Genomic DNA, 17,651 nt, shown 5'->3' on the forward strand with positions numbered 1-17,651 from the left:
CGGAAACGCCCTGTAGCTTGTATAATTCCAAAATTTATCAATGGGATACGGCAGCGCCGGGACGCCTTCCCTTCCCGATCCGGTCGCACTAGAGGGTGGCCGTCGCGCCCGGCCGGGCGCCGATCTCCCGAGGGTGCCGCCGCCATGCCGTCCTGCCGTCCGTTCCGTCTCGCCCTGACCCTCGCCCTGGCGCTCGGCGCGGGCCGCGCGCTCGGCCAGGAGGGCGAGGCGCCGGCCGCTCCGGAGCCCGCCCCGGCCCCCGCTCCCGCTCACGCCCCGGCGAAGCCCGCGCGCCGGCCCTCCCCGGCCCACCGGCCCGCGCCGCCCCCGCCGCCCCGGCCCCCGCGGCGGCCCCGTCCGCCGCGCCGGCCGGCTGGCCGCCGGGGGCGAGCGCGGTGAGCGAGGTCTACGGGGACTGGACGGTCAGCTGCAGCCGCGAGGGCGAGGCGCGGACCTGCCAGGTCTCGCAGGCCCAGGGCGATTCCCAGACCGGGCGGCGGCGCTTCAGCATCGAGCTGCGCCAGCCGCAGAACGGCCGCAGCGAGGGCGTCGTGCTGGTTCCGCTCGGGCTGCAGGTCGAGCCGGGCATCACCTTCAAGCTCGACGACGCGACGCTGGGCAAGGGAGCCCCCTTCACCACCTGCGTGACGGCCGGCTGCATCGCCCCGATCAGCTTCCCGACCGTCGCCACCGACGCCATGCGGACCGCCGTCGCCCTGCGCGTGACCGGCATGAAGCAGAACGGCGAGGCCGAGACCTTCACGGTGCCGCTCTCGGGCTTCGCGGCGGCCTTCGCCCGCATGGCCGCCCTCTCGGGCTGATCCGGGCAGGTTGCCCGCGCTTTCAGCAGCGCTGCCCACGCCCTGCGCCGCGGTCCCGGCGCGCGGGCCCGCGCCCCCGGGGAGGATCTGGCACGGCTCCTGCTTGCGGCGAGGAAGGCTGGCCGAAGGCGCCACCGGGCAAAGACGCCCGAGCCACGGACAGGGTCGTCCGCATCGACGGGATCACGGACACGGCCATGCGCGCCGAGCGTCCGCACGTCCCACCCTGAAGCGCACGGACGTCCCCGCGGGGGCTCCGCGTGAGGCTCGATCCATGGCCGATCTCAAGACCGTGATGAAGTCGGGGCACCCCCTGACGCTCTTCGCCGCGTTCCTCTACTTCGATTTCTGCTTCGCGATCTGGGTGCTGAACGGCGCGATGGGCCCGTTCATCACCGAGGCCTTCAGGCTCACCCCGGCCCAGACCGGCTTCATGATCTCCCTGCCGATCCTCGCGGGGGCCGTCATGCGCTTCCCGCTCGGGGTCCTCGCCCAGTATATCGGCCGCAAGAACGCCGCGCTGACCGAGATGTCGCTGATCATCCTGGCGATGGCGTACGGCTTCTTCGCGGTGTCGAGCTACGGCGACGTGCTCGCCATGGGCGTGCTGCTCGGCATCGCGGGCGCCTCCTTCGGGGTGGCGCTGTCGCTCGGCTCGGGCTGGTTCCCGCCGGAGCACAAGGGCCTCGCCATGGGCATCGCGGGCGCGGGCAATTCGGGCACGGTGCTCGCGGTGCTGTTCGCCCCGCCGCTCGCCCAGGCCTATGGCTGGCAGGCGGTCTACGGCTTCGCCGGCCTGGTCATGGCCGTGCCGCTCCTCGTCATGGTGATCCTCGCCAAGGAGCCCCCGGACCGCGAGCATCAGAGCTTTCGCGAGCACGTCGCCTGCCTGTTCGAGAAGGACGGCTGGGCCTTCAACCTGATCTACGTGATTACGTTCGGCGGCTTCATCGGGCTGTCGAATTTCCTGCCGACCTTCTTCTACGAGCAGTTCGCCGTGACCAAGGTCGAGGCGGGCCGGCTGACCATGCTGGCGGCGCTGATGGGCTCGGGCATCCGGGTGGCGGGCGGCTACTTCGCCGACCGGATCGGCGGCATCCTGGTGCTGACCGTGGTGCTGCTCGCGGCGGTCGGCTCGTTCCTGCTCCTCACCGCCTCGCCGCCGCTCCTGGCGACCACGATCCTGTTCATGGTCTGCTTCGCGGCGCTCGGGGCCGGGAACGGAGCGCTGTTCCAGCTCGTGCCGCTGCGCTGGCCGACCAACACCGCGGTGGCGGGCTCGATGATCGGCGAGATCGGAGCCCTCGGCGGGGCGATCCTGCCGAACGCCATGGGCCTGTCGAAGCAGGTCACGGGCGGCTTCGCGGCCGGCTTCGTCCTCTACGCAGCCTTCGCGGCCGCGGTGCTCGGCTGCCTGGCGCTGTGGTCGCGCCGGTGGGTCGGACGCTGGGTCGGCCCGCGCGGCAAGGTGCTGAGCGCCGAGCCCGCGCGGGAGGGCGGCGTCCTGGCGGCGGGCGCCCAGCGCGCCTGATGCCCGGGACGGCGCGCGGGACCACCCCGCCGGGCGCGGCCCGGCGCCGGGCGGGGCGAGGGCTCAGGCGGCCTGCGCGGCGGCGAGGGCCGCGTCCCTCTCGCGCACCCGCGCCACGGCCGGGCGCGCCTGGTGGCGCGCCACGTAGGCGGCGATCTCCGGCGTCTCGGGCACGAATCCGAACATCGTCGTCCAGGTGAGCGCCGCCCCCCAGAGGATGTCGGCGGCCGTGAAGCGCTCGCCCAGGAGGTAGGGCCCCTGGCGGAGCTGGTCGTTCACCACCGCGAGCGCGGCCTCGTAGCTGCCGTAGGGCAGCATCGCGCGGACGGACTCGTCCGAGGCGAGCCCGCGCGCCTTGTCGACCACCGCCGGTTCGAAGCTGCTGCCGTAATAGACCATCCAGCGCAGGTAGGGTCCGCGCAGGGGATCGCCGATCGCCGGGGCGAGGCCCGCCTCCGGGAAGGCGTCGGCGAGGTACAGGAACACCGCGACCTGCTCGGTGACCAGCGCGCCGCGATGACGGATGGCCGGGACCTTCCCCATCGGATTGACCGCCAGGTAGGCCGGCTGCCGGTTCTCCCCCGCCTTCATGTTGAGCACCTGGAGGTCGTAGGGGGCGCCCAGCTCCTCCAGCAGCAGCAGGGCGCTCGACGAGCGCGTGTTCGGCGAGTGGTAGAGCGTGACGCGGTCCGCATTCATGCAGGCATCCTCCTTGGCTCCGTGCCGCGGGCTCCGTGCCGCGCGGCCGCGGCCCCTTGCCGGGGACGGGCGTGGCGGCGCGCCGGAGCGCGAGCGGCCCCGATTCGGGGCCGAGGCCACGCTCGGGCGACCGGCCGGCCGGATCAAGGGGTCGCCTTGCCTTTCGGAACCCGATCCGATAAAGCGCCCGCCATCCCACACGCGGAGCCGGCCTCATGCCTGAATGAGGCGTTTCCGGTGGCCGGCACTCGGCCGGCTGCTTCCTCCGCGGCGGATCGAACCGGAGCATTGAGACCCATGGCCCTTCCCGATTTCTCGATGCGTCAGCTCCTCGAAGCCGGCGCCCATTTCGGCCACCAGTCGCACCGCTGGAACCCGAAGATGCAGCCCTTCATCTTCGGCACCCGCAACAACATCCACATCATCGACCTCGCCCAGACCGTGCCGGCGCTCTACCAGGCGCTGCAGGCGGTGAGCGACACCGTCGCCAAGGGCGGCCGGGTGCTGTTCGTCGGCACCAAGCGCCAGGCCGCGGACGTGGTGGCGGATTCCGCGCGCCGCTCGGCCCAGTACTTCGTGAATTCCCGCTGGCTCGGCGGCACGCTCACCAACTGGAAGACCATCTCGGGCTCGATCCAGCGCCTGCGCAAGGTCGACGAGGTCCTGGCCGGCGGCGGCCAGGGCCTCACCAAGAAGGAGCGCCTGATGCTGTCCCGCGAGAAGGACAAGCTCGAGAAGGCGCTCGGCGGCATCAAGGACATGGGCGGCGTGCCCGACCTGCTGTTCGTGATCGACACCAACAAGGAGCAGCTGGCGATCAAGGAGGCCAAGCGCCTCGGGATCCCGGTCGCCGCCATCGTCGACACCAACTGCGACCCGGACGGCATCACCTACGTGGTCCCGGCCAACGACGACGCGGGCCGCGCGATCGCGCTCTACTGCGACCTCATCGCCCGCGCGGCGATCGACGGCATCTCCCGCGGCCAGGGCGCGCTCGGCCTCGACATCGGTGCCTCGGAGGAGCCGGTCGCCGAGGAACTGCCGGCCAACCTCAACGAGCCGGAGGTGGCGCAGGTCGACATCAGCGAGCCCTACGTGGGCGAGCCCTTCGAGCTGCTCGCCGCCCCGCGCGGCGCGCCCGACGACCTGACCAAGCTCACGGGCGTCGGCCCGCAGCTCGTCCAGAAGCTCAACGACGCCGGCATCTACCACTACTGGCAGATCGCCGCGATGGCGCCCGAGGACGTGGCCAAGGTCGATGCCGAGCTGAAGCTCAACGGCCGCATCGCGCGCGACGGCTGGATCAACCAGGCCCGCGCCTTCGTGGAGGCCGCCGCGGCCGCGTGAGCGGCCGGCCCGCGTGAGCGGCCGGCGCCTCGGCGCCTGGCCGCGCCGGCACAGCGTTGACGACAGATCAGCCCGGCGCTGCATCAGCGCCGGGCTCCCTTTATCCGGTTGAGTGGAAAGGACACGTCCGATGGCCAACATCACGGCAGCGATGGTCAAGGACCTGCGCGAGAAGACCGGCGCGGGCATGATGGATTGCAAGTCCGCCCTGAACGAGACGGCGGGCGACATCGAGGCCGCGGTCGACTGGCTGCGCAAGAAGGGTCTGGCCAAGGCCGCCAAGAAGGCCGGCCGCGTCGCCGCCGAGGGCCTGGTGGCCGTCGAATCGGCCGGCCGTCACGCCGCCCTCGTCGAGGTGAATTCCGAGACCGATTTCGTCGCCCGCAACGACGGCTTCCAGGCCTTCGTGCGCGAGGCCGCCAAGGTCGCGCTCAACAGCCAGGGCAATGTCGAGTCGCTGGAGGCCGCGCATTTCCCGGGCTCGCAGACCACGGTCAAGGACCGCCTGCAGGAACTCATCGCCACGATCGGCGAGAACATGACCCTGCGCCGCGTGGCGACGCTCGCCGTGTCGCAGGGCGTGATCGCCACCTACGTGCACGGCCAGGTGAGCGAGGGCCTCGGCAAGATCGGCGTGCTGGTCGCGCTCGAATCCGCCGGCAACGTCGAGTTCCTGTCGACGCTCGGCCGCCAGATCGCCATGCACGTCGCCGCCACGAACCCGCTGGCGCTCGACGCCTCGGGCATCGACCCGGCCACGGTGGAGCGCGAGAGCGCCATCCTGCGCGAGAAGAACGCCGGCAAGCCCGATCACGTGCTGGCCAAGATCGTCGAGAGCGGCCTGAAGAGCTACTACAAGGAGGTCACCCTCCTGGACCAGCCCTTCGTGCACGACACCTCCAAGACGGTGTCTCAGGTGCTGAAGGAGGCCGAGGGCAAGGCCGGCGGCCCGGTCAAGCTCGCCGCCTTCGTGCGCTACGCCCTCGGCGAGGGCATCGAGAAGGAGGAGGGCCCGGACTTCGCCAGCGAGGTCGCGGCCGCCGTCAAGGGCTGACGCCCTCCCCATCGCCGGATCGTTCCGGGCCGGAGCGGGCCGCGCGCCCGCTCCGACCCTTGTCGTCTCGGGACCGGGCTCGGCTCAGCGGGCCCGCGACGGATCGATGACCAGGAGGTAGTCGCAGGGCTCCGCGGCGGGGTTGGCGAAGGCGTGGCCGGCATCGGCCTCGAAGTAGAGGCTGTCCCCCGCCTCCATCTCGACCGTGCGCTCCCCGATCGTCACGCGAAGCCGCCCGCCGAGCACGTGGACGTATTCCGAGACGCCGCGGCGATGGGCCACGAACTCGCCGGTCCGGGCCCCGGGCGGCAGGGTGTTGCGCACCCAGTCGATGCCGCGCCCCGGCAGGACCGGCGAGAGGATGCGGCGCGTGAGGCCCGAACTCTCGTCGCGCAGCACGGGCTGGCGGGCCGCCTTGATCAGCAGCACCTCCTGCTCCGTCGCGGGCACCATCAGGCGCGCCGCCGTCACCCCGAGCGCCTCGGCGAGGCGCGAGAGCACGACGGTCGAGGGCACCGCCTCGAGGGAGAGGCCGAGCTCCCGCCTGCGGCGTCGGATCTCCTCCGAGATGTGGACCTGGGTCGGGGTCGGGCCCGGGGCCGCCTCCTCGGGCGGTGTCTCGTTCTGCCCCATCCTCGTCCCACCTCCCGTCCGGCCGGCCTCGCGGCACGCGCAATCCCCTCCGCCGCCCGGAGGCGCCCGTCAACCGGGGCTGTGGCACGCCGCTTGCCTCCACTGTGGTGGAAATTCCTCCAAGGCAGTGGATGGGATTGGGCCATGGTCGATGCAGCACCCCCGATCGAGTCCGGGGCACCTCAGCTGGCCGGGGCCGTGCCGTCGGCCGATCGCCGGCAGATCGTCTGGTCGAGCGTGATCGGCACCACGGTCGAGTGGTACGACTTCCTGATCTACGGGACCGCGAGCGCGCTCGTCTTCAACAAGCTTTTCTTCCCGAGCTTCGACCCGCTGGTCGGCACGGTGGCGGCCTTCGGCTCCTACGCGGTCGGCTTCCTGGCGCGGCCGCTCGGCGGGATCATCTTCGGGCATTTCGGCGACCGGCTCGGCCGCAAGGCGATGCTCTCGCTCACCATCATCATCATGGGCCTCGGCACCTTCCTGATCGGCTGCCTGCCGACCTACGCGCAGGCGGGCCTCCTCGCCCCGGTCCTGCTCGTGGCCCTGCGCCTCGTGCAGGGGATCGGCATCGGCGGCGAATGGGGCGGCGCCGTCCTGATGGTGGTGGAGACCGTGCCCGCCGAGCGGCGGGGCCTGTTCGGCAGCATCGTCCAGCTCGGCTACCCGCTCGGCGTCATCACCTCGACCGGCGCCTTCGCGCTGACCGGCCTGATGCCGGAGGCGGATTTCCTCGCCTGGGGCTGGCGCCTGCCCTTCCTGGGCAGCCTGCCGCTGATCGTCGTCGGGCTGTTCATCCGCCTGCGCCTGCACGAGACGCCCTCCTTCCGGCGGATCAAGAGCCGGGACGCGGTCGCCCGCCTGCCCGTCCTGGAGATCCTGACCGCGCATCCGCGCACCTTCGCGACGGCGGTCGGGCTCAAGCTCTCGGAGATCGCCTATGTCAGCGTCGTCACGGTGTTCGGCATCGCCTACGTCACCGGCCAGCTCGGCCTGCCGCGCAGCGTCATCCTGAACGGGATCCTGGTGGCGGCCATCATCGAGCTGTTCACCCTGCCGGCCTTCGGCTGGCTCTCGGACCGCTACGGGCGAAGGAGCCCGTTCGTCGCGGCCTGCCTGTTCTCCATCGCCTTCGCGTTCCCGCTGTTCTGGCTCCTCGGCACCCGCGACCCGCTGGTCATCAGCCTGACGGTGGCGGTGGCCGTGAGCTTCGGCCAGGGCATCATGTTCGGCACCGGGGCGGCCTGGATGTCGGAGCTCTTCGACGCGCGCCTGCGCTACAGCGGGGCCTCCCTGGGCTTCCAGGTCGGGGCAGCCCTGAGCGGCGGCTTCACGCCGCTGATCTGCGCGGCCCTGCTGGGCGGGAGCGGCGGCGCGACCTGGCCGATCTCGGTCTACCTCGTCGTCCTCGCCAGCGTGACGCTCGCGGCGGCCCTGATCGCCCCGGAGACGGCCCGCCGCCCGATCGACTGAGCGACGGCCCGCCCCCGTCCGGAGATGAACCCGCATGACCGAGATGCCCGCGCCTCGCATGATCCCGGCCCTCGCGCACCCGGCCGGCGCCGCCGCCGCGGAGGTCCCGGGCGGCGCGACCGGGTGGAGCGGCCGCCTGCTCCACATCCACGTCGCCCCGGCCGCGAGCTACGAGATGGAGGAGCGCGCCGAGGCCCTCTGCGTGGCCGGCCGCGGCATCGAGGGCGACCGCTACTTCGCCGGCATCGGCACCTACTCGGCCAAGCCCGACGTGCGCGAGGTCACCCTGATCGAGCAGGAGGCCCTCGACGCCCTCGCCCGCAACGACCCGCCGCTTCAGGGCGGGCCCCTCCGCCTCGCGCCGGGCGACCACCGGCGCAATCTCACGGTCGTCGGGGTGCCGCTCAACCACCTGGTCGGCCGGCGCTTCCGGGTCGGCGAGGTGATCCTGTGCGGGGGTCGGCTCAACTTCCCGTGCAAGTACCTGGAGGAATTGCTCGGCATGCCCGTCTACCTGCCGCTCTTCAACCGCTCCGGCCTCAATTGCGGCATCGAGCGGGGCGGCCTCATCCGGCCGGGCGACCCGGTCGCGCTCCTGGATTGAGCCGGTGACCGCTCGCCTAATCATGAAGCTGCGGGTCGCGACGGCGGAGGCGGCGACGCCGCAGGTGCGGCGGGTCGTCCTCGTCCACCCCCGGCGCCCGGACCTGCCGGCCTGGGAGGCCGGCGCCCACGTCGCGCTCCACCTCCCGGACGGGCGGGTGCGGGCCTACTCGCTCTGCGGCGACCCGGCGGATCGGAGCCGCTACGAGATCGCGATCAAGCGGGAGGAGGCCGGCCGGGGCGGGTCGGTCTGGGCGCACGACGCGCTGCGGCCAGGCGCGATCGTGCCCGTCGCCGCCCCGCGCAGCGCCTTCCGCCTGGCCGGGGAGGCGCGCCACCACGTCCTCGTCGGCGGCGGCATCGGCGTGACCCCGCTGCTCGCGATGGCCCGGACGCTCGCGGCCGAGGGCGCAGACTTCGCGCTGCACCTGTGCGCCCGGTCGGCCGGGGCGGCCCCGCTCCTGGGGGAGGCCGAGGCGGTCTGCGGCGGGCGCCTGCGGCGCTGGTTCTCCGCCGAGGGCCGGCGCTTCGACCCCGCCGTCCTGGCGGAGCGCCGGGAGGGCTCGCACCTCTACCTGTGCGGCCCGGAGAGCCTGATCGAGGCGGCGCGCCGCGCCGCCGCGGCTCACGGCTGGCCGCCCGCCTCGGTGCACGTGGAGCGCTTCGCCCCCGCGGCCGAGGACCGGGCGGCGGAGGAACCCTTCGTCGCGGTGATCGGCTCCACCGGGCAGGAGATCGAGGTGCCGGCCGGCCTCTCGCTCCTCGCGGCGCTGCGGGCACGGGGATTCTCCCTGCCCTCATCCTGCGAGACAGGCCTGTGCGGCGCCTGCGCCTGCGGGTATCGCGAGGGGACCGTCCTGCACCGCGACGCGGCGCTGTCGCCCGCCGCGCGGACGGCGCAGCTCACGCCCTGCGTCTCCCGGGCCCGGGGCCGCGTCGTGCTCGCTCTGTGACGCGGCGGGCCCGGCGCGCCGCCTGCCCGCCGTCAGCGCGCCGTGTCCGACAGGAGCCGTTGCAGGCCGCGCTGGTCGAGGCCGGCCGGCCTGCGGCGGGCCGGCAGCGCGCCCGTCGTCGCCGGGTCGCGGATCGTCGCGGCGAGGGCCGGTCCCTTCGGCTCCTCCCGCCGCGCCGCCCAGTGGGCGGCGAGGGACAGCCCCGTGATCACCAGCATCGCCTTGATACCGCCGGTCAGGAGGCGCCACATCGCCGGGATCTCGCCATCGCGTCAGAGTGGCGCCCACCTTAGGCCGCGGGCGTTAACAAGCGGGTCATCCGGCATCCGGTTGATCGCTTCGCCATCTCGCATTTCGGCGATGCGGATGTCGGCTCCGCTCAGGCGCCGCGCGGGCTCGTGATCCGGGATCCGCTCGATCGAGCGGATCCCGCATCAATCCGCCGGAGAGAGGTGGGCCATGCGCCAGGGTAGCGGTTCCTGTTCCCCGAACCCGTGACGCTCCTGCGACTACTCGGCCCACTGAGCCTCACAGGCAAGGTTGCAGAGAACTGGTCCGCACCGTCCCGTCGTCGCCGGCCCTCCCACCGCGCGGCCCAGACGGGTTCCGGAAGCCTCCGGGCGCGCTGGCGGTCAGGACGGCCCGTGTAGCAGACCCCGGGCCCGGAGCAACAGGAATGGTCGCGCTCGCCTGCGTCGAAACGTGGCGGTCGCGTCTCAGCGCACGGCGAAGCGCGGCAGGCTCGGGACCGGCGCCGCCGCGGGCGCGGCGACCGGCGGCACCAGGGAGGCGCGCGCGCCGCCGTGGCGATAGAGGCCGCGGTGCTTGGGGTCCGGGGTCAGCGCGTCGGTGATGCCGATCACCGTCTCGGCCGCCCCGAGCAGCACCGCCCCGTCCGGGGCGAGCTGCGCGGCGATCCGCCCGAGCACGTCCGCCTTGGTCGGCGCGTCGAAATAGATCAGCACGTTGCGGCAATACACGATGTCGAAGGTGCCGAGCTGGTCGAACCGGTCCAGCAGGTTGAGCGGGCGGAAATCCACCATCTGCCGCAGGGCCGCGCTGATCCGCCACTGCTCGCCGACCTGCTCGAAGTACTTCAGCATGAGCTGGACCGGCAGCCCGCGCTGGACCTCGAACTGGTTGTAGAGGCCGAGCCGGGCCTTCTCCAGGACCTCGGTCGAGAGGTCGGTGCCGACGAGCTCGATCCGCCAGCCGGCCAGGAGCGGCGCCGCCTCGGTGAGCAGCATCGCCAGCGAGTAGGGCTCCTGCCCGGTCGAGGCGGCCGCGCACCAGATGCGCAGCCGGCGCGCCGCGGCGCGCGCGGCGATCATCTGCGGCAGCAGCACGTCGCGGAACAGGTCGAAGGGCGCCCTGTCCCGGAAGAAGAAGGTCTCGTTGGTGGTCATCGCCTCGACCACCGCCTTCTCGATCGCGCCCTCGCGCGCGACCCGCAGGGCGCCGACGAGTTCGGTGAGGGTGGCGATCCCGAAGCGGCGGCAGACCGGCGTGAGCCGGCTCTCGATCAGGTAGCGCTTCTCGGGGGTCAGGGCGAGGCCGGACCGCTGCTTGAGATAGCCGCGCAGGAACTCGAACTCGGTCTCGGTCATCGCGGCGGGCCCTTCCCGGCGGTGTCGCGCGTCGAGGGCATCAGGGCTGCCCGCCCGTGATCTGGGCGCGCAGCGCGGGGCCGATCGCGGGGAGTGCCAGGATCTCGTGGGCGTAGCCGGCCTTGGCGATGCTGCCGGGCATGCCCCAGACGGTCGAGGAGGCCTCGTCCTGCACCAGCATGGTGCCGCCCGCATCCACCAGGGCCTTGGCGCCGTGGGTCCCGTCCGAGCCCATCCCGGTGAGCACCACCGAGAGCGTCGAGGCGCCGTAGAGCTCGGCCGCGTCGCGGAACAGCACGTCCACCGCCGGCCGGCAGAAATTCACCGGCGGGCCGTCGTCGAGGCGGATGGCGATCTCCGCGCCATGGCCGGAGAGGCCCATGTGCCGCCCGCCCGGCGCCACGTAGAGGGTGCCGGGCCGCACCGGCTCGCCGTGCTTGCCCTCCGCCGCCGGCAGGCCCGTGCGGGTGCGCAGGTGCTCGGCGAAGACGCCGGTGAAGACCGGCGGCATGTGCTGCACGATCAGGATCGGGAGCCGCCGCAGGGCCGCCGCGCCGATCCCCTCCAGCACCTCGCCCACCGCCCTCGGACCGCCGGTCGAGGCGCCGATCAGCAGCACCTTCGGCGGCGTGCGGGCGTGCCGCGGGCGCAGGGAGACCGGGGGGGCGGCGGGCCGCGGCGGCGGCGGCACGGCGCCGGCCCGCTCCGGCGCGGGCCGCTCGGCGACGGCGCGCCGCAGGGCCCCCGCCCCGCCGCGCAGGGCAGCGCCGAGCATCCGCACCTTCTGGATCAGGTCCTCCCGGAAGGTCGCCGTGGTGGTCACGCCCCGGTTGCCCTCGGGCTTGGGCAGGTAGTCCACCGCCCCGAGGGCGAGGCAGCGCAGGGAGATCTCCGCGTTGCGCTGCGTCAGGGTCGACATCATCACGACCTGGAGGCCCGGCCGCTTGGCCAGCATGCGCGGCAGGGCCTGCGTGCCGTCGAGCTCCGGCATCTCGACGTCGAGGAGGACGATCTCCGGGCTGACCCGGTCGAGGGTTTCGAGGGCGATCCGGCCGTTCGAGGCGGTCGCCACCACGTCGCATCCCGCCTCCTGCAGCCAGCGCGAGACGAGGCCGCGCACCACGGCGGAGTCGTCGGCCACCATCACCTTGACACGCGGCGCTGCGGGGCTGGCCTGGGACGGCGCGAGGGAAGCTGCCATGATACTCTCGGCACTTGCAATACGGGAGACGCGCGCGGGCGCGCGGCCGGCGCGGGAGCGGGGCGCCCGGTCCGAGACCGCGCGAGGATCAGGCGAGGCCGACTTCCTGGAGCTTCGCCGTGATGATGTCCTTGTCGAACGGTTTCATGATGTACTCGTCCGCCCCCGCGTGCAGGGCGCGGGCGATGGAGCTCACGTCGTTCTCGGTGGTGCAGAACACCACCTTGGGGTGCTCGCCCGAGGGCAGCCGGCGCAATTCCCGCAGGAACTCGTAGCCGTCCATCTGCGGCATGCGCCAGTCGAGCAGGATCGCGTCCGGCATCGCCTCCCGGCACAGGCCGATGGCGTCGGCGCCGTCCTCCGCCTCCGCGACGCGGAACCCGATCCCCTCCAGGATGCGCCGCGCCACCTTCCGGATCACGGCGGAATCATCGACGATCAGGCAGGTTCTCATCGCGCTGCGTCCCTGCTCAGGCGGCCGAGGCGTTGGCCCGGTCGTCGCCGAAGGCCAGGACCGCGTCGACGTCGAGGATGATCAGCAGGCGCCCGTCGAGGCGGTGCACCCCGCGCGAGACGGCGCGCCAGCGGGTGTCCATGTGCACCGGGTTCGGCCCGTAGGTGTCGGCGGAGAGCTTCATCACCTCGCCGACCTGATCGACCAGGAGCCCGTAGGCCTCGCCGCCGAGCTCGAAGCCCACCGCCATCTCGCGCCCCTCCGAGACCCGGTCGGGCAGGCCGAGGCGGCGGCGCAGGCAGATCGCGGTCACCACCCGCCCGCGCAGGTTGAGCAGGCCCTTGATCTCGGGCGGCGACAGCGGAACGTCCGTGAGGTTGGTGGCGATGAAGACGTCGTGGACCCGGTCGATCGGCAGGCCGAACATCTCGTCGCCGAGGGTCACGGTGACGTAGTCGATGGTGTCGCCGATCACGGCGGAGCTGGTCTCGCCCGCGCGGGCGACGTTGCTGTTGGCGGCCATCATGGGCGTCGCTCGGTTCTCATCGGGTTGCGGGAGGGCGCCGCCGCGGGCGGGGCGCCGGGAGGCCTGCGCGGACCGCCGCGGGCGGGCCGCTCAGGCCGGGGCGGCGGTCAGGCCGCGGCGTCGAGGCTGGGCGCGGTGATCTCGTTGAGGGCGGCGACGAGGCCGCTGCGGTCGAACTTCGCGACGAAGTCGGCGATCCCGAGGGCGCGCGCCCGCTCGATCCCCTCCGGGGCGACGCTCGAGGCGAGCGCGATCACCGGCATCTCGGCGAGGCGCGGCCCGGTCCGGCGCATCTGCTCGATCAGGTCGAAGCCGGAGCGGCCCGGCATCTCCAGATCGGCGACGACGACGTCGATCGGCGTCTCGCCGGTGAGCACCGTGAGAGCCTCCTCGGCGCTGGCGGCCGGGATCACCCGGTAGCCGGCGGCCTTCAGCACGGGCGTCAGCATCTCGCGGAAGAAGGCCGAGTCGTCGACCAGGAGCAGCCGCCGCGGCGCCTGCTCCTCCTTGCGGCGCGGCGCGCGCGCCCAGTCGTCGTGCGCGAGCGGCAGGTAATGGGCGATGTTGACGATCTCGGTCGCGCGCCCGCGCACCACCGCCGAGCCGATCAGGTCGGACCGGTCCGCCGTGAGTTCGACGTCGAGCACCTCGTCGACGATGTCGACGATCTCGTCCACCGCGAGGCCCATCGAGCGCTCGCCGTCCGAGAACACCACCAGGGCCTGCGCGCCCTCGCGCCGCAGCACCTGATCGGGATCGACGGGCACCAGGGGCATGAGCCGGCCCCGGTACTGGATGAGCGGCCGCCCGCCCACCCACTCGACCTTGGCGCCGTCGACCTCCTCCAGGCGCGTGACCAGCGACAGGGGCACCGCCTTCAGCGCGTCGCCGCCGCCCTTGAACACCAGCAGCGTGACGGTCTGATCGGCCGACGCCGCCGCCTCCTCGGCCTCGGCATCCGCCTCCGCGGGCTGCCCGGTCGCCGTGCCGGAACCGACCATGCGGGCGACCCCGTTCGGGTCGATGATCAGCACGACCGCGCCGTCGCCCAGGATCGTGTTGCCGGAGAAGAGCGGGATGTGCCGCAGCTTCGTCGACATCGGCTTCACGACGATCTCTTCCGTGTGGAAGACGCCGTCCACCAGGATGCCGAAGCGCTGGCGCCCGACCTGGCTCACCACCACGAAGCCCTCGTCGGAGGAGGCGGTGGTGGGATCCTTGTCCAGGCCGAGCATGGCGGCGATCGGCACGATCGGCAGCAGGCGGTCGCGCAGGCGCAGCACCGGCGAGCCGTTGATGCGCTCGACCTGGTGGTCGCTGCCCGGCTGCACCCGCACGAGTTCGAGCACCGAGACCTGCGGGATCGCGAAGCGGTGGTCGCGGGCCGAGACGATCAGCGCCGCGACGATGGCGAGCGTCAGCGGGATCTTGATCGTGAAGGTGGTGCCCTGGCCGAACTGGGTGCGGATGTCGACGGTGCCGCCGATCAGCTCGATGTTGGTCTTGACCACGTCCATGCCGACGCCGCGGCCCGAGACCGAGGTGACGGCCTTGGCGGTCGAGAAGCCGGCGTGGAAGATGAACTTCGCGACCTGCGCGTCGGTCATCCGCTCGACCTCGGCCTCGGTGGCGATGCCCCGCTCCACGGCCTTGCGGCGGATCGTGGCGAGGTCGAGCCCCTTGCCGTCGTCCGAGATCTCGATCGTGATCGTGCCGCCCTCGTGGAAGGCGTTGAGGCGGATCGTCCCCTTCTCGGGCTTGCCCGCGGCCTTGCGCTCCAGCGCCGACTCGATGCCGTGGTCGGCGGAGTTGCGCACCATGTGGGTGAGCGGGTCCTTGATGACCTCCAGCACCTGACGGTCGAGTTCCGTCTCGGCGCCCTGCATCACCAGGTCGATCTTCTTGCCGAGTTCCGACGAGAGGTCGCGCACCACCCGCGGCAGCTTCTGCCACGCCGAGCCGATCGGCTGCATGCGGGTCTTCATGACCCCTTCCTGCAGCTCGGCGGTGACGTTCGAGAGCCGCTGCAGCGGCACCTTGTAGCTGTTGTCCTCCTGCCGGCGGGCGATCTCGAGGAGCTGATTGCGGGTCAGGACCAGTTCCGAGACCATCGTCATCAGGTGCTCGAGGGTGTCGACGTTCACCCGGATCGTCTGCACCTTGTTGATGGCGGCGCCGTCCGTCTCGGGCGCGGCGTCGGCGCGGGGCGCCTCGGCCGGAGCGGGCGCGGCCTTCGGCGCGCTCACCGCCTTGGCGGGCGCCGCGGAGGGCCCGGGCGTGTCGCGGAAGGCGCGCTCCAGGTCGTCCAGGGAGACCTCGCCCGGCTTGAGGGCCCGCTCCAGCGTCTGCGGCACCAGCGAGCCCGTGGTCATGGGCGCGGGCGAGGCCTCGGGCCCGGGCGTGTCGCGGAAGGCGCGCTCCAGGTCGTCCAGGGAGACCTCGTCGGCCTTGAGCGCCCGCTCCAGCGTCTGGGACACCAGGGAGCCGGTGGTCATCGGGACGGGCGGCGGCGGCGGGGCGGGCGCCGGGGCGGGAGCGGCCTCGCCCTCGGCCATGCGCTCCAGGGCGCCGATCAGGTCCTCGTCGGCGCCCACGGGCTCGGCCGCCGTGCGCTCCAGCTCCGCGACGATCACCTTGATGCGGTCGAGCGTCTGCAGGATCAGCGTCACCGCCTCGCTCGTGACGCCCATCCCGTCGCGGAACTTGCCCATCAGCGTCTCGGCCGCGTGGGCCAGCGCCTCGAGGCGCGGCAGTCCGAGGAAGCCGCAGGTGCCCTTGATGGTATGCACGAGCCGGAAGATGTTCCGGAGGATCGTCTGGTTGTTCGGATCCTGCTCGAAGCGGACGAGCTCCAGGTCGACCGTATCCAGGTGTTCGCCGGTCTCGGTCAGGAATTCACGCAGCAAATCGTCCATGTCCGCCACTCGCCGATCGTCGCAGGGCCTCCCCGCTCCATGACAGTGGCACCGGAGCGTTGATGATCCGTTGCCACAGTCGATCGGCCCCGAGCGATGTTGCAGGGGCGCGGGTCACGCAGCGGAGTCCCGCGCCCGGCCGAGTGCCGCCGGCGACAGCGAGAATTCATGTCACGACAATGAGATAAGGCGCCACCCGGAAGGCGCTTCGCGGCCCCGGTCATCCGCCGTCGGACTAATCCATCAGGCGGAACGCGCGCCGCTCCACTCGCGAAAAATATTCGTTTAACGGAACTCCCGTGCTCTTTCCTCAACGGCACGTGCGCCGCGGGGCGGCGGAAGGCGGGCCGCGACCCTGCGCGGCGGCAAGAGCGCGGGCGCGCGGGCCCGCCAGGGGCTCGGGGCGGGACGCTCGGGGCTTGCGCGGCGAGGCTCCCGTGCCGGCCGACGGGCGCGCGGGCGGCCGCCGGAGGGAGAGCGACGGGTCGCGCGCGAGGGGCCGCTCGCCCTCAGCCGCAGCGCGCGCGCCCTCGCGCCGGAACCCTGCGCGCGGCGCGGCCTGCGGAACGGTGCGGCGCGGCTCAGGCGGCGGCGGGCTCGGCGCGGATCGTCACGGTGTCGCCGTCGATCCCGAAGGAGACGGTCATGCCGGCGGCCCGGGCCACGAGGCCCGCGTAGTAGGGCTGCACGCCGTGCGCGTCGACCGTGCCGCTCTCCGGGCTGCCGGCGATCAGCGCCTCGACATGGGCCGGGATGCGCGCATGCGAGCCCCGGCAGGTGAGCACGAAGACCGGCGCCTCGGCCTCGCCGGTCACCGCCACGTCGATCAGGCCGCCGCGCGGGATCGTGGTGACGGCGATCACCACGAGGTTGAGCAGGAGCTTGACCTTGTTCTTCGGAAACAGGGCGCGGGGCGCGCTCCAGGCGAGCTTCGTCTTCTCGTCCGAGAACAGGCCGCGGGCGACGCTCTCGGCATCGGCGAGGTCGATCGTCGCCCCGACCGAGCCCGCCGCCCCGAAGGCGATGCGGGCGAATTGGAGACGCGCCGAGGCCTGCTTGGCGCTCTTGCGGATCAGGTCGATGGCGAAGTCGCGCATCCCCGGATCGTCCTCGTCCTCCAGAACCTCCAGGCCGTTCACGATCGCGCCGACCGGGCTGATCACGTCGTGGCACACGCGGGAGCAGAGCAGCGCGGAGAGGTCGAGGGCGTCGAGCGTGACGGTGATCATCGGGGGTCTCCGGGGCCCGGTCCGGGGCATCCGGCGCGGGATTCGCCGTGTGCGGAGCGGCACGGATAGCGGCCCCGCACCGGTTTGGAAAGCGTGCAGCCGGCAGGGATCGGGCGCGGGAGGCCGTGCGGAAGCCGCCCCAGTGCCGCCCGCGCACCCGGATCGGCGCGTCGACCTCCTTCATGGGCACGCGCTGCCCGCCGCCCATGTCGCGGATGTCGGATTGGACCAGCACCGGCGCGGCGGAGCGCGCCGCCACCAGCCCGGCGCGGTCGTCGACGATGCGGCGGTTGCGGCAATTGGCGGCGTTCCAGACCGGATCCCCCGGCCGCCGCGGATGCGCGGACTTGGCCGCGGACTTGGCCACGGACTTGGCCACGGACTTGGCCGCGTTTTTGGCCGCGGACGTGGCGTTGCGAACCGGCAGGGCGCCGTTGCGGTCGGCGGCGGCGCAGACGACCATGCCGGCGTCCGAGGCGAGGAGCCGCTCCTGGATCGGTGCGAGCACCGCCTCCAGCGCCGGCACCGCCCGGGTGAGGTAGGCGCGGCGCGGCCGAGCGCCCCGCAGAGCGTCCCGCGCGCCCGGCCAGGCGGGACCGCCATCG

General features: G+C 72.9%; 16 protein-coding genes. 7 read left to right on the plus strand and 9 right to left on the minus strand.

All coding sequences use genetic code 11. The features are described from left to right. Positions 1-395: 395 nt before the first annotated feature. Both QA634_RS24245 and QA634_RS24250 read left to right on the plus strand, forming a co-directional pair. A complete protein-coding gene (locus QA634_RS24245; protein WP_283026823.1) occupies positions 396-821 on the plus strand; it encodes an invasion associated locus B family protein in 426 nt (141 codons plus the stop codon). 274 nt (positions 822-1,095) lie between these two features. Further along, the gene (locus tag QA634_RS24250; RefSeq protein WP_012334542.1) at positions 1,096-2,352 is read left to right on the plus strand and encodes a nitrate/nitrite transporter; all 1,257 of its coding nucleotides are present in this window, start codon (positions 1,096-1,098) and stop codon (positions 2,350-2,352) included. Positions 2,353-2,415: 63 nt separating this feature from the next. Here QA634_RS24250 and QA634_RS24255 read toward each other — a convergent pair whose 3' ends face one another. Next, complete coding sequence (locus QA634_RS24255; RefSeq protein WP_012334543.1) at positions 2,416-3,051, minus strand: glutathione S-transferase family protein; 636 nt, start codon at positions 3,049-3,051, stop codon at positions 2,416-2,418. A 297-nt stretch (positions 3,052-3,348) separates the two neighbouring features. Between QA634_RS24255 and QA634_RS24260 the strand changes: the two genes are divergently transcribed. Both QA634_RS24260 and tsf read left to right on the plus strand, forming a co-directional pair. Next, entirely contained in the window at positions 3,349-4,398 is a 1,050-nt protein-coding gene (locus QA634_RS24260) for a 30S ribosomal protein S2 (RefSeq protein ID WP_012334544.1), read from the plus strand. 130 nt (positions 4,399-4,528) lie between these two features. Beyond that, the gene (tsf, locus tag QA634_RS24265; protein WP_012334545.1) at positions 4,529-5,452 is read left to right on the plus strand and encodes a translation elongation factor Ts; all 924 of its coding nucleotides are present in this window, start codon (positions 4,529-4,531) and stop codon (positions 5,450-5,452) included. 84 nt (positions 5,453-5,536) lie between these two features. Here tsf and QA634_RS24270 read toward each other — a convergent pair whose 3' ends face one another. After that, complete coding sequence (locus QA634_RS24270; protein WP_012334546.1) at positions 5,537-6,085, minus strand: cupin domain-containing protein; 549 nt, start codon at positions 6,083-6,085, stop codon at positions 5,537-5,539. A 144-nt stretch (positions 6,086-6,229) separates the two neighbouring features. Between QA634_RS24270 and QA634_RS24275 the strand changes: the two genes are divergently transcribed. Genes QA634_RS24275 through QA634_RS24285 form a run of 3 tightly spaced genes read left to right on the plus strand, consistent with a single transcriptional unit; the run spans position 6,230 to position 9,114 of the window. Then, positions 6,230-7,558, plus strand: coding sequence for an MFS transporter (locus QA634_RS24275; protein ID WP_012334547.1), 1,329 nt, complete (start codon positions 6,230-6,232; stop codon positions 7,556-7,558). A gap of 34 nt (positions 7,559-7,592) precedes the next feature. Further along, positions 7,593-8,162, plus strand: a complete 570-nt coding sequence (locus QA634_RS24280; RefSeq protein WP_012334548.1) for an MOSC domain-containing protein — start codon at positions 7,593-7,595, stop codon at positions 8,160-8,162. A gap of 4 nt (positions 8,163-8,166) precedes the next feature. Next, positions 8,167-9,114 (plus strand): PDR/VanB family oxidoreductase, encoded by a 948-nt coding sequence (locus QA634_RS24285; protein ID WP_050777512.1) that lies wholly within the window; start codon positions 8,167-8,169, stop codon positions 9,112-9,114. A 32-nt stretch (positions 9,115-9,146) separates the two neighbouring features. Here QA634_RS24285 and QA634_RS24290 read toward each other — a convergent pair whose 3' ends face one another. The 7 genes from QA634_RS24290 to chpT form a co-directional block, all read right to left on the minus strand. Beyond that, positions 9,147-9,365: a hypothetical protein gene (locus QA634_RS24290; protein ID WP_012334550.1), complete on the minus strand. Its 219-nt coding sequence runs from the start codon at positions 9,363-9,365 to the stop codon at positions 9,147-9,149. Between the two features lie 465 nt (positions 9,366-9,830). Further along, on the minus strand, positions 9,831-10,721 hold the full coding sequence (locus QA634_RS24295; RefSeq protein WP_012334551.1) for a CheR family methyltransferase: 891 nt from the start codon (positions 10,719-10,721) through the stop codon (positions 9,831-9,833). 40 nt (positions 10,722-10,761) lie between these two features. Then, a complete protein-coding gene (locus tag QA634_RS24300) occupies positions 10,762-11,922 on the minus strand; it encodes a protein-glutamate methylesterase/protein-glutamine glutaminase (RefSeq protein ID WP_012334552.1) in 1,161 nt (386 codons plus the stop codon). Positions 11,923-12,010: 88 nt separating this feature from the next. Further along, complete coding sequence (locus QA634_RS24305) at positions 12,011-12,376, minus strand: response regulator (RefSeq protein WP_012334553.1); 366 nt, start codon at positions 12,374-12,376, stop codon at positions 12,011-12,013. Positions 12,377-12,392: 16 nt separating this feature from the next. Continuing rightward, positions 12,393-12,902: a chemotaxis protein CheW gene (locus QA634_RS24310; RefSeq protein ID WP_012334554.1), complete on the minus strand. Its 510-nt coding sequence runs from the start codon at positions 12,900-12,902 to the stop codon at positions 12,393-12,395. 107 nt (positions 12,903-13,009) lie between these two features. Then, positions 13,010-15,817, minus strand: a complete 2,808-nt coding sequence (locus QA634_RS24315; RefSeq protein ID WP_012334555.1) for a hybrid sensor histidine kinase/response regulator — start codon at positions 15,815-15,817, stop codon at positions 13,010-13,012. A gap of 581 nt (positions 15,818-16,398) precedes the next feature. Then, positions 16,399-17,046 carry a histidine phosphotransferase ChpT gene (gene chpT / locus QA634_RS24320; protein ID WP_012334556.1) on the minus strand — a complete coding sequence of 216 codons (648 nt, stop codon included), beginning with the start codon at positions 17,044-17,046 and terminating at the stop codon, positions 16,399-16,401. Between the last annotated feature and the right edge of the window lie 605 nt (positions 17,047-17,651).

The sequence above is a fragment of the Methylobacterium sp. CB376 genome (genome assembly GCF_029714205.1).
Classification (GTDB): Bacteria; Pseudomonadota; Alphaproteobacteria; order Rhizobiales; family Beijerinckiaceae; genus Methylobacterium.

Coding starts and splice junctions, on each gene's coding strand:
- QA634_RS24310 (WP_012334554.1), bottom strand. CDS start 12,902: ATGATGGCCGCCAACAGCAACGTCGCCCGCGCGGGCGAGACCAGCTCC.
- QA634_RS24300 (WP_012334552.1), bottom strand. CDS start 11,922: ATGGCAGCTTCCCTCGCGCCGTCCCAGGCCAGCCCCGCAGCGCCGCGT.
- QA634_RS24315 (WP_012334555.1), bottom strand. CDS start 15,817: ATGGACGATTTGCTGCGTGAATTCCTGACCGAGACCGGCGAACACCTG.
- QA634_RS24250 (WP_012334542.1), top strand. CDS start 1,096: ATGGCCGATCTCAAGACCGTGATGAAGTCGGGGCACCCCCTGACGCTC.
- QA634_RS24280 (WP_012334548.1), top strand. CDS start 7,593: ATGACCGAGATGCCCGCGCCTCGCATGATCCCGGCCCTCGCGCACCCG.
- QA634_RS24295 (WP_012334551.1), bottom strand. CDS start 10,721: ATGACCGAGACCGAGTTCGAGTTCCTGCGCGGCTATCTCAAGCAGCGG.
- QA634_RS24290 (WP_012334550.1), bottom strand. CDS start 9,365: ATGTGGCGCCTCCTGACCGGCGGTATCAAGGCGATGCTGGTGATCACG.
- chpT (WP_012334556.1), bottom strand. CDS start 17,046: ATGATCACCGTCACGCTCGACGCCCTCGACCTCTCCGCGCTGCTCTGC.
- QA634_RS24275 (WP_012334547.1), top strand. CDS start 6,230: ATGGTCGATGCAGCACCCCCGATCGAGTCCGGGGCACCTCAGCTGGCC.
- QA634_RS24270 (WP_012334546.1), bottom strand. CDS start 6,085: ATGGGGCAGAACGAGACACCGCCCGAGGAGGCGGCCCCGGGCCCGACC.
- QA634_RS24255 (WP_012334543.1), bottom strand. CDS start 3,051: ATGAATGCGGACCGCGTCACGCTCTACCACTCGCCGAACACGCGCTCG.
- QA634_RS24260 (WP_012334544.1), top strand. CDS start 3,349: ATGGCCCTTCCCGATTTCTCGATGCGTCAGCTCCTCGAAGCCGGCGCC.
- QA634_RS24305 (WP_012334553.1), bottom strand. CDS start 12,376: ATGAGAACCTGCCTGATCGTCGATGATTCCGCCGTGATCCGGAAGGTG.
- tsf (WP_012334545.1), top strand. CDS start 4,529: ATGGCCAACATCACGGCAGCGATGGTCAAGGACCTGCGCGAGAAGACC.